Source organism: Mastigocoleus testarum BC008 (assembly GCF_001456025.1).
GTDB classification, from domain to species: domain Bacteria; phylum Cyanobacteriota; class Cyanobacteriia; order Cyanobacteriales; family Nostocaceae; genus Mastigocoleus; species Mastigocoleus testarum.
This window is the reverse complement of sequence record NZ_LMTZ01000104.1, coordinates 62,458-74,492: the sequence shown is the minus strand read 5'-3', so window position 1 is coordinate 74,492 and position 12,035 is coordinate 62,458. Positions and strand designations below refer to the sequence as shown.

General features: G+C 37.3%; 7 protein-coding genes. 5 read left to right on the top strand and 2 right to left on the bottom strand.

The window, feature by feature from the left end; all coding sequences use genetic code 11:
- Window positions 1-1,346: 1,346 nt before the first annotated feature.
- On the bottom strand, window positions 1,347-2,960 hold the full coding sequence (locus BC008_RS24625; protein ID WP_027845185.1) for an NAD(P)H-quinone oxidoreductase subunit 4: 1,614 nt from the start codon (window positions 2,958-2,960) through the stop codon (window positions 1,347-1,349).
- A 615-nt stretch (window positions 2,961-3,575) separates the two neighbouring features.
- Window positions 3,576-3,734, bottom strand: coding sequence for a hypothetical protein (locus BC008_RS50735; RefSeq protein ID WP_201026174.1), 159 nt, complete (start codon window positions 3,732-3,734; stop codon window positions 3,576-3,578).
- An 883-nt stretch (window positions 3,735-4,617) separates the two neighbouring features.
- Between BC008_RS50735 and BC008_RS24615 the strand changes: the two genes are divergently transcribed.
- The 5 genes from BC008_RS24615 to feoB all read left to right on the top strand — a co-directional run bounded on the left by BC008_RS24615 (window position 4,618) and on the right by feoB (window position 11,935).
- The gene (locus BC008_RS24615; RefSeq protein ID WP_027845184.1) at window positions 4,618-5,577 is read left to right on the top strand and encodes a COX15/CtaA family protein; all 960 of its coding nucleotides are present in this window, start codon (window positions 4,618-4,620) and stop codon (window positions 5,575-5,577) included.
- A gap of 775 nt (window positions 5,578-6,352) precedes the next feature.
- A complete protein-coding gene (locus BC008_RS24610) occupies window positions 6,353-7,306 on the top strand; it encodes a heme o synthase (protein WP_027845183.1) in 954 nt (317 codons plus the stop codon).
- A gap of 1,660 nt (window positions 7,307-8,966) precedes the next feature.
- Window positions 8,967-9,329 (top strand): FeoA family protein, encoded by a 363-nt coding sequence (locus BC008_RS47610; RefSeq protein WP_058183963.1) that lies wholly within the window; start codon window positions 8,967-8,969, stop codon window positions 9,327-9,329.
- 24 nt (window positions 9,330-9,353) lie between these two features.
- The gene (locus tag BC008_RS24600) at window positions 9,354-9,596 is read left to right on the top strand and encodes a FeoA family protein (RefSeq protein WP_027846210.1); all 243 of its coding nucleotides are present in this window, start codon (window positions 9,354-9,356) and stop codon (window positions 9,594-9,596) included.
- Complete coding sequence (gene feoB / locus BC008_RS24595; RefSeq protein ID WP_027846211.1) at window positions 9,596-11,935, top strand: Fe(2+) transporter permease subunit FeoB; 2,340 nt, start codon at window positions 9,596-9,598, stop codon at window positions 11,933-11,935. The genes BC008_RS24600 and feoB overlap by 1 nt, the downstream gene beginning before the upstream one ends.
- The last annotated feature ends 100 nt before the right edge of the window (window positions 11,936-12,035 follow it).

Sequence of the window (12,035 nt, the reverse complement as noted above, 5' to 3'; positions counted from 1 at the left end):
ATTTATGCAAATTAATTTCGATACCAAACCAAACTTATATTTATCTACACAATATCGGCAAGCTAATTATTAAGGATCTTATAGGACAAGATCTGAATATCGGAGCATGCACAAGCCCCTATTATAGCTTTGAAGTCTACATCACAGTTTTGTTAATTTCTCAATTACTAGAATAACTTACGAATGCTTCGGTTAGATATAAACCTGAGGTTATCACCTAAACCTCTGCAATTAAACTGTTCTGATAAATATTCTGCAATGTTTGTCAATACCTCAATACTTTGTTAGGGATTTAATTCTTTAATGATTTAATTTTTCAGTACTTAATTATTCAGTACTTAATTATTCTAAATTTTATAGTCAAATACTGCATTAACTATAAAACATGTTTATGACTACTAACCTTCTATAGGGAAATTATCATCGCCTGTATTTCCTCCTACTCGAAAATAATTTTTTGCTGTGGCTGCGATTACTTTATTCTAAGTGCCTTTTAAAGTAAAGCAAATTTGGGATTAACCATTGGAAAATGAAGAAATAGGACCGGTTATAGATATAAAACACTATGTTCTACTAACATTGCGTTTTATTACTTGAGAAAAAGCCGATATTGTAATATTTAAAATTTAATACACAAATCTAACTTTAACACTCAAATCAAACTTCAATACTCAATTAATTTTTTGTCATATTTTTCTCATCCGATTAACACTGCATAGCAATATATCATGATGTGTTATTGCTCACCGTGAAAAACACTGTTTACCTTAACATTCTTGCTTAATATGGCCGTATATGTGCAGTTATCATCATTATTCTCTGGTGTGCTCTATGTTTGGCCACCACCGGATAGTACAAGTCAAGTCTAAAGAACTACAATTATAGCGGATTGCAAGTCAGTGAGTTACAGCGAAAAAAGCTAAAAGCTAGGTATAAGGATTATTTAATTCCTATCTCTTGTATCCTGACTACTGTTAGCGCAGTGTTAGCGGTAGCGGGGCGTTAGCACATAGGCTCATTTCTGCAATCACATGTTTCTCTGACAAAAAATAGCTAACCCCGTCTAAGTCTAAATAAATAGGGTGTAGACAGGGTTCAAGTGTTCAACGATTTTGTTCGAAGTCAGTCCGCGATCAAAAGCGAACGTAATTAAAATTTAGTGTTTCTGTGGCAGACGGGATGTACCGGAAATTAATTCGGAAGTAAACTTAACAATCACTTCTTAATTCAAAAATTACTTCTGGATTCAAAATCAATTCTAGATTCGAAAACCAATTCTGGGTTACCGGAATCAATGCAGGTGCGATCTCTCACTTGACCGCACTTGCTTTCTTCGTTGAGAATATTTATTCGATAACACTAACCAAGGTTGAAATTTCAGAATCAGCTAATGTTGGAATTGTCAAAATGGGGGATTGCTGCAAGATAAATTCTTCTTTGCTTGCAACTACTGGTAAAAACTGACGCGCATGTGTTGCAACCTGTACAGTTTTTACATCATACATTTGAGTAATCAGTTTGGGGTACAAACCAACGCCAATAATTGGAATTAACAAGCAAGCAGTAATAAACAACTCGCGGGGTCTAACATCAGGGACAAAAGTGTCGAGTTTTAATTCCTCGTTTTGCTTGCCGTAGAAAACTTCACGCAACATGGAGAGTAGGTAAATTGGAGTTAAAATTACCCCTACCGCAGATAACAGTACAATAATCACCTTGAAATTGGAACTGTAAACATCGCTGTTGGTAATTCCGAGGAAAACCATCAACTCGCCTACAAAACCACTCATTCCTGGTAAAGCCAGAGAAGCCATTGCACCGGCGGTGAATAAACCAAAGGTTCTAGGCATTAATGCAGCCATACCACCCATTTTGTCCATCATCAAAGTATGGGTGCGTTCGTAGGTGACACCAGTTAGGAAGAATAAAGCTGCAGCGATCAAACCGTGGGAAAGCATTTGTAATACCGCACCACTCATACCGATTTCTGTGTAGGAAGCAATTCCAACTAACACAAATCCCATGTGAGCGATGGATGAATATGCTAAGCGACGTTTGAGGTTGGTTTGAGCAAAAGCACAGCATGCACCATAAATAATATTTACAACCCCTAAAACAGCTAACATTGGGGCGAAGTAAACATGTGCATTGGGTAACATTTCCATATTGATGCGGATGAGAGCATAACCGCCCATCTTTAATAGCACGCCTGCTAAAATCATCGAACCTGGAGTTGAAGCTTCACCATGAGCATCGGGTAACCAGGTATGGAATGGAAAAACTGGTAACTTAACACCAAAGGCAATAAAGAAACCTGCATAAGCAAGCATTTCAAAAGCTTTGGGATATTCCTTCATTCCCAGAGATGCCATATCGAATGTGAATGTATCTCCGTGGAAAGCCATCGCAAATCCACCGACCAAAATGAAGATGGATGCAGCAGCAGTGTAGAGAATAAATTTAGTCGCAGCATAACGACGTTTTGCTCCACCCCAAATCGAAATTAGTAAGTATACAGGTACCAATTCGATTTCCCACATTAGGAAGAACAACAACATATCTTGAGCGGCGAAAACACCTACTTGGGCGCTGTACATCACCAGCATCAATGCATAAAACAGACGCGGTTTCTTCTCTACTCTCCAAGCTGCAAATATTGCCACAGTATTAATTAAACCCGTGAGCAATATTAGTGGCATAGATAAACCGTCTACTGCCAGCGACCAATTCATACCCAATTGAGGTATCCAAGAATAACTTTCTGCCAGCTGTAAACTTGAGTTTTGTAAGTCGTAATTACGCCAGAAACCGTAAATTGTTAATGCGAAATCTGCAATTGCTACTCCTAAGGCATACCAACGGACAGTCTTACCATTTTTATCTGGAATTAATGGAATAGCAAATGTTGCTAATAACGGAAAAATAATGATTGCAGTGAGCAAAGGAAATTGAGTAATCATTCTTTTGGATACTCTTAAACTACGTAAGAATTTCGCCTTTCATATAGACTTGTATCTCGCACTTGCATCCGCCGATAATTGCGAATTCACACTCTTGTTTGAGAAAAAAAACTGATAACTGTTCAAACAATTTATGACAGGTTATAAAGACAACTAGTGAGTCATTTTTGTGATTCCAACTCAAAATATAATGCCTAAAACAACATGTCAAAATTTGTCTGCTTAATTATTAGTAGTCGGCTAAAAACATTTACTAGATGTGATATATCCATATTTTTTGTAGTAAGTGCAACAAAGTTACATCTGGAATATGGATGTTGAATTCAAAAATTGCGTTTATAACCGACTACTAACAGTTAACTAAAAAAACTAAACTAATTTGCACAAGAAATAGGAGTGTTACAATTTCTAATCTGGCCTACGGGAGAATTTAAATTCTTAACTTTACCAAATTTGAGATTATTCTTGGTCAGGTTTATCGGCTATGACTGAATTGCTTATACAGTACGTTTTAAAAATCTATTCCATCAAGAAATCAAACAATCAGCCAACTTTTATTTATTTTTGTAAACCTACAAGCTGAAATATATTCTCGGATACAACAGAAGCGAAAATTTAGATATCTACATGCTGATATTTATAGTCGATACACATTTGACCATGACGAGCTAAATTCATACTTCTTTGCATTACAAAAATATCTCCTGCGAGCTCAACTATTGTTTCGTACACCACTGCTTGTTCTCCAGGTGCAACTAAATCAACGTTGTTCATTGCGAGTTGTTTATTTTTGTTCATTGCTTGTTATTTCATTCACAAAGCTTTGGTAAAGCTTATTCAAAAAGAAGTGACAAACTGGTGACAAGATCGCAAATTTTTTCAACTTTTTTATTTTTAGGGGTAATTTTCTTATTTTTAGGGGTAATTATGAGTAATTTTGCTTAAGAATAAAAGATATTATTGATAATAATTAGTAAATAGCAAATTGAAGCATTATATAGCGCCTTCAAACAAACCGCGATAAATCTGATTCTGAAGTTCATGCTTCACCTTTCAAGCCAAGGTAAAGATGTCCTACAAACCCTAGCAACGGTATTTTGTTTTTATACATTTCTTAACATTAAAGTAAAGTTTATCGCGCCAGGAAGATTAATAGTAAGATTTTATTTTCGTAAATATTATTTTCGTAAATATTATTTTTGCGACTTTTGGTTTTTGTGAGTAGAATATTCTCGAATCAGACTAAAATGTATGGAAAAATAAACTTGTGAATATCAAGATTTCATCATTTGCAAGTATTTCATAACTCAAATCTTCAACAGCATATAGTCAAAGAATAGGAGCGCTGAGATTAGTCGTAATTTTGTAAGTCGTAATTTTGTAAAAAAAAATCAAAGGGACTGCCAATTGTTATCGTTTAGTCCCAAGAACCTGAAAAATACCTAAAGCTTCACGGGAAAACTGGCTAGCTTGCTTCAAAGTATTAGATGAGATTTAATATCTCACCCTGGTCTATACGCTAGGGTATAGGTGAATCAGTACTAATTTATTAGTGCCGATAAATATTTGGAATATCCATAGCTAAAATTTTCACAGCTGGGGATGTCCATTAATAACACGTTCATAGCTAACATATTGCAGGCAAAAGGTATTGTTTATGAGCGAATTTGTCCTAGAACAAGAGAATCTAGTAACCACAAAACAGCACGAACCACGGGAAAAGATTCGTCGCCTGGTCTGGAAATTATGTATAGCTACTTTAGTTTTAATGGCTATAGGTAGCGCAACCCGAGTCATGAATGCCGGATTAGCTTGTCCGGATTGGCCATTGTGCTATGGTGAATTGGTGCCTGCAAAGCAAATGAATCTTCAGGTTTTCTTAGAATGGTTTCATCGCTTAGATGCAGCACTAATTGGCTTTGGTGCGATCGCACTTTCTGGTTTATCTTGGTGGTATCGTCGCTCCTTACCCCGTTGGTTACCATTTGCAGCAACCTTCGCCCTCTTCTTAATAGTTTTTCAGGGCATACTAGGAGGACTTACCGTTACCCAACTGTTACGGTTTGATATTGTCACAGCCCACTTAGCAACAGCATTATTATTTTTTATTACCCTGATAGTAATTGGTGTAGTCCTTACTCCCTATCAAGGTACCGGTACTGTTGCTCGCCTACCTTGGGTAGGTTTAACTGCAGCAATTTTTGTCTATTTGCAAAGTTTACTTGGAGCATTGGTTGGTTCTAGATGGGCTCTACATCAATGTTTTGGCGATTCTCAACTTTGTGCTGTCATGTATAGCCATATAATTGGCATTCTCCCCCCTACAGCAGCAACTTTAGCAGTAGTATTTATTGCGTGGCGCACGCCTGCTTTACACGCAGTGTTACGAAAATTAGCGAACTTAGCCGCTTCTTTATTGATTTTGCAACTGGTTTTAGGTTTCGCGACTTTCCGGCTGCACTTACAGGTAGAGCCATTGACAGTTTCCCATCAGGCTATCGGAGCGGCTTTGTTAGGAACTTTAGTTGCTTTCACAACATTTGCAATTCGTGACTGGTATTCCGTTTCTAATAGTTCTACTCCTACAAGTGTTACTGAGTCATCTACTACAAGTTAATTAGTAGTAGTTGAGCAGTAAATAAGTAAAATCTATCGTCATAATTGATTTGAGATGGGGTAAATAAAAGTTAATTGTGCTAAATTTTGTGGGTGTTAGTCAGAGTATTAGTGTCGGGAGTTGCTAGTATTGGGATTTACTGAAGTATATTCTCCATCCAGAATCACCATATATCCGCTCATTCTGGAAAATACCTATTCTGGAAAATTAATATAATTACCCACAGGAATACAGCCCACAGGAAAGTCGAACTTCCCCATCTCAACCCCCATTTCCCAGGTAATTATTTGTTATTGGATGGAAGGTTCAAGCGATTTGATTAAAAATGCTACGGATTAATTAGCTAAAAAACTCTTAACTTAGAATTTATAGCTGGTTGTTGGCGAGTATTGCCAACTTAAAGATGGAAACACTAATGGGAAAAGCAGTAAGATTGAAGCTTTTTCGGGTATCCCGTTTATTGTAGATTACCCCAAGCAGGTCATGGTATGGGGTTTGCTTAAGTCCTGACAGATTCTTATTGCAAAATTTCGAGATTGAATTCCGGCGCAAAATCCGATCAAAAATCAAATCAAACCAACCCAACTCAAAATTTGGTCTAGCAAGTCTCAATCTCGATTTTTGAATAATGAAATTTTCTTGTTTACTCGAACTTGAAGATTACGAAAGGAACTATTTGTAGCAAAAACTTTTCTCGTTGCTATTAGATTTTCTCTCCCTGTCACACAGGCGCTCAGTATAAGTTGTCAACCTTCATAAGGAACTAATTGTCAAGATGATTGAGACAAACGTCTCTCGCCACCACGAAACCTTTCTCCAGGTAGTCCAAAGCTATTACCAGCTGACAAAACCTCGAATCATTCCCCTACTATTGATTACTACAGCTGGAAGTATGTGGATTGCTTCTTCGGGAGAGGTAGATCCATTGCTTTTGTTAGCAACTCTTGCAGGTGGAACCTTTGCAGCTGCTAGCGCCCAAGTAATCAATTGTGTTTATGACCGAGATATCGATTATGATATGGAGCGCACGCGTCACCGTCCCATGCCCTCCGGTAGAATTCAAGGGCGGGATGCGATTATTTTCGCGATCGCTTTAGCTATCATTTCCTTTACCCTATTAACTGTTTGTGCCAATCTATTAGCTGCAATGTTAGCGATGTCTGGTATCGCATTTTACGTGCTAATTTACACTCACTGGCTCAAGCGTCATAGCACACAAAATATTGTGATTGGTGGGGCTGCAGGTGCGATCCCCGCATTGGTGGGATGGGCTGCAGTCACCAATAGCTTAAGTCTCACAGCATGGTTAATTTTTGCTATTGTTTTTGTGTGGACGCCACCTCATTTTTGGTCTTTAGCTTTAATGATTAAAGATGATTACGCAAAAGTAGGCGTACCAATGTTACCAGTTGTGGCAGGTAGCGAGCCAACTGTCAAGCAAATTTGGTGGTACACCCTAGTTACTGTTGCTGCTAGCTTGTTACTGGTTTATCCCCTCCACGCAAGTGGAATTGTCTATGCTTGTGTTGCTTTGGGATTAGGTAGCGTATTTATCCAAAAAGCATGGAAATTGTTAAATAATCCTGAAGATCGTACTTTAGCTCGAGGGATGTTTCTCTATTCCATTTCCTACATGATGTTGTTGTGTTTGACTATGGTAATTGATAGTCTTCCTTTAACTCACAATGTCATTAACTTTGCAGTGAGTAAATTCCACTTCATTGGTTAAAGATTTTCCTCGCTTCAAGTCGGTTAGTATACATTCAGAAAAAATAAATTCAAAAAAACCGAGTTCCTAACAAACTCGGTTTTTTTGTTGCTGGATATCAGTCTGCTATGTAAACCGATCTGTAACGCTACGCACACTCAACTTTTGCTTCTGTTAATGGTCATTGGTTAATCTTGTGATTTTCTTACAGCTATGGTTATACAGATTGAAAAAAATACTTCCACACATCATTTTTTTCAATCTTTTCCCCATCACCTTGTCATATCATGTCCGCTTAATTACTTATGAAAAAATATGTTTGTTTGTAGTAGCGCTTTAGCGCCATAGTAAAGATATTGGCGCTCAAGCGCTACTACGAACCTTATCGTAAGTGTTTTACCGGACATGATATCAGTTCGGGTGCGCCGGATTGCGCTTTGAAAAAGTACGGGGTCTGTTCAGCTTGCGATGTCCAAGGGCTATTCCCTTCTATAAGCAAAGTGCAGCAATATTAAAGGAGATTGGTATTATTAGCTTTCGAGGGGAGTATATTTTGTTTGGAAATTATCAGTCGTTTTTACAACGATCACATTTTTCACTAAAAAAGGTAAAACTCTGACATATTTTCTCTATTTCAGCGAGCCTATGCAAATTCTCTACACCTCTGCTTATGTCTGTAAATACTAGTATTATTTACTACTGATTCTCCGAGTAAATTTTTAATCGAAAATTATTTTCGCTATATTTATTTTTATTACTCTAAGACAATTAAAGTTTAGTTTAAAAAATTAAGTTAGAAATGTGGATGAAATAAATCACAAAAGTAGGGTGCTGGTAGCATTGCGTAATGCACCATTCCAAATTTTGGAATTAGAGATTATTAAATTCTCATTCCTCAATTGTTAGTCCCAAGGATTGTTAGTCTGAAGCAGTGATTCGCAGCAGGGTTATATTTTTCAATCTTATCCGACTAGAATTTCAAACATACGATTCAAATATTTTATTACTTTTATATTTATTTAAGTTTCATCAATGAAGCCTGTAGTTTTTCTAAAGTATATAGTTCTAACAGAGCTTTTTGTTATTAGATGGTAGTTTATCTCAATCTTTGATTGCTAATTCTTATAGTTACAATTATCTCTCCCATTTAACAAAGTTATGTGAAAATACTTTCATTTTAATCTGAAGAGATTTATTAAGCTAATTAGTTACTGTGAAGTATTTGCAAGGATTACTTGGCTTTAATGATTAAAAAAATTGGATAGTTGATTTTCTGAAAGATACTCAGTGATTTAGGTTTGAGATTTTTTAAGTTATTGCAATAAATTCCTATTTCTTGATAGTCTAACTAAAAGAAAAGATTCTTATTTAGCTAAAGACTATGGATTAGACTAATAGAATACATATATTCTCCTTATCATATTTTCTAATCTTAAATAACTTCCTAGAAGTCTTATAAAATTATGAAGATTTTGATTCAAGTATGAATATAATGCGATTCAAATTATTGATTAACATTGGTTTGCTGCCTACTGAATACTGAATACAGCTGATTTTTAGTAGGAGTTATTTTGCTATCGCTTCTTAATACAGATGAAATTACTATCATTTACTTAATGCTACTCGTCTAACTGGCTTATATTTTTTTTGCAATAAATTTGTAATTCATTTAGAAAGAATTATGAACAACTATGATGGCAATCAATATCAGAAAGGAAATAATTCTGCTCAAAATACTCAGTATTTCTTAGCACAACAGGATGGGAAAGTTCGTAAAGCTCAAGAATCATCATATGACCGGGTAAATATCAGTAAACCTTTCCCTTTAGCAATGGCTTCTCAGGGAGAAAGTCTTCAGATTCTTCAACTCAAAGGTTCTGAAGGTACAGTGCATCGTCTCATTGCAATGGGTTTTGTTCCAGGAAGCAAAATTAAATTGATTAATATTATTGGTGGTTCTGTAATTGTGGCAATCGGTGATAACAGAATTGGTTTAGGGGTTGGTATGGCACAAAAGATTATGTGTATCAAAGAAGTTAACTGACCGATTAAAAGAGAAATTGAGACTATGGACGATAACAAATATTTACGGGATTTAGCAGTTGGTTCTATGGGTCGGGTGGTTGGCTACGAAAAAGCAGCCCGTGCTTATAGAGGAAAATTGCTAGCAATGGGTTTGACTCCAGGAACAGAATTTACAGTGACGCGACATGCACCTCTAGGAGACCCGGTAGAAATTCTGGTGCGAGGTTTTAAACTTAGCCTACGTAAAGATGAAGCTAATGCCCTGTTTGTTGAAGAGGTCAAGTGATGACGAAGCAAGTAATCGCCTTATTAGGCAATCCGAACTGCGGTAAAACAACGGTTTTTAATGCTTTGACAGGTGCTAACCAAAGAACTGGTAATTGGTCTGGAGTAACTGTTGAGCGCAAAGAAGGAAATTATCACCATAACGATAAACAAGTTACAGTGGTTGATTTACCGGGGGTATACTCCCTCGATGCTGAAGAAGGAGATACAGGACTTGATGAGTTAATCGCCCGAGATTATCTCCTATCCGGTGAAGCCGATGTCATCATAAATATAGTTGATGCTTCAAATTTAGAGCGCAATCTCTATCTCTCTACTCAAATCATGGAGATGCGTCTACCTATGATGGTAGTGCTAAATATGATGGATGTTGCTAAGGAACGAGATATCTCCATCAACCTTAAAGTTATTTCAGAGCATCTTGGTTGTCCGGTTATTCCCACAAATGCAGCAAAGGAAGAAGGAATAGCTGAATTGAAGCTATTAATGGATCATCTTTTTGATAAACCAACTCTTTTAAGCTCTTATGTAGCTTATCCTGCTGTTATTGAAAATGCACTGACTGAACTCGTACCATTTATTAAACAAAATAGTTCCAACCACAGTCCTAACCATAAATTTGACGAGCGTTGGACAGCTTTAAAATTACTGGAATATGAAGACAGAATTGCTCCTGAGTTACACAGCAAAGAGTTAGAAAGGATAGTCGTTGAGAATCGTCGTAAAATTCACAACACTCTAGAAGATGATGTTGATATCATCATTGCAGATAGCCGCTATACTTTTATCCGTCAATTAACTCAAAATGCAGTCGAACGTAGACGGGAAGTAAAAAGTACGGTGTCCGACCAAATTGACAAAGTAGTTTTGAATCGCTTTTTGGGTATCCCGATTTTTCTCTTGGTCATGTACCTGATGTTTGCGATTTCCATTAACTTCGGTGGTGTATTTATTGACTTTTTTGATATTAGTTTTGCTACGGTCTTTGTTGATGGAACTAAAGAGCTATTAACTAATGTTAGTGCACCCGGTTGGTTGATTGGTATTTTGGCTGATGGTTTAGGTGGTGGTATTCAGACAACAGCGACTTTTATCCCTCAAATTGGGATGTTGTTTTTATGTTTATCGGCACTGGAAGATACCGGTTATATGGCACGTGCTGCATTTGTAATGGACAGGTTGATGCGCTTTGTGGGGCTTCCGGGTAAATCTTTTGTGCCGATGTTAGTAGGATTTGGCTGTAACATACCGGGAATTATGGCAACGCGGACTTTAGAAAATCAACGCGATCGCCTAACTACAATCATGATGAATCCCTTCATGTCTTGTAGTGCTCGACTCACAGTATATGCTTTATTTGTTGCTGCATTTTTCCCGACTGGCGGTCAAAATATTGTTTTAGGTCTTTATCTACTCGGTATTTTGGCGGCAGTTTTCACCGGTCTAGTCTTGAAAAATACTTTATTGAAGGGGGAAGCTGCGCCTTTTGTGATGGAATTACCTCCCTATCACATTCCCAAACTCAGAGGGGTACTTTTACGTACTTGGGATCGCCTCAAAAGTTTTATTAAAAAGGCTGGGGTGGTTATTTGTTTGATGGTTCTAGTTTTAGGTTTTATGAATTCAGTTGGTACTGACGGCTCTTTTGGCAAACAAGATAGCCAAGACTCAATTCTTAGCGCCACAGGTCAAACTTTAACTCCAGTCTTTAATCCAATGGGTATAACCCAAGAAAATTGGCCTGCTACAGTCGGTATTTTCACTGGTGTGTTTGCGAAAGAAGTTATGGTCGGGACAATGAATTCTCTGTATAGCCAGTTGGATCGACAAGAGCAAGTAGAGGAAGTAGAAGAAGCATACAGCTTATGGGGTGGAATTGGTACAGCATTCGCTAGTATCCCCGAAAATTTATCCAAACTCCCCAGTCAATTTCTCGACCCCTTAGATTTTGGCTCTGCAAATGTTTCTTCCTTAGAGCAAAAAGAAGCAGCAGAAGCTCAAGGTGTATCAGTTAGCGTTTACGGGAAAATGGCTCAACTATTTCCGAATAAGGCTGCTGCTTTTGCTTATCTCTTGTTTGTATTGTTGTACTTCCCTTGTGTTTCTGCAACTGCGGCTCTTTACCGAGAGACAAATTGGGGATGGACTATATTTGCAGCTTCTTGGACTACAGGTTTAGCTTATGTTGTAGCGGTAATTTATTATCAATTAGCAACTTTTGCTCAACATCCAACATCTTCTATTACTTGGATTGTTGGGTTAAGTTTGCTTATGCTTGCAACCTTTTTTGGAATGAAGATAGTTGGTTCAAAGCCTTTACAAACAGCGAAAAGCAACTAGCACCACTCCGCTTTGCGGAAGTCAAAAGCCAAGGCTAAATAATCCCATGTTAAGCTTCCTAATTCCTCCCTAACCTCTCTAACTGATCACGTCCTAAACT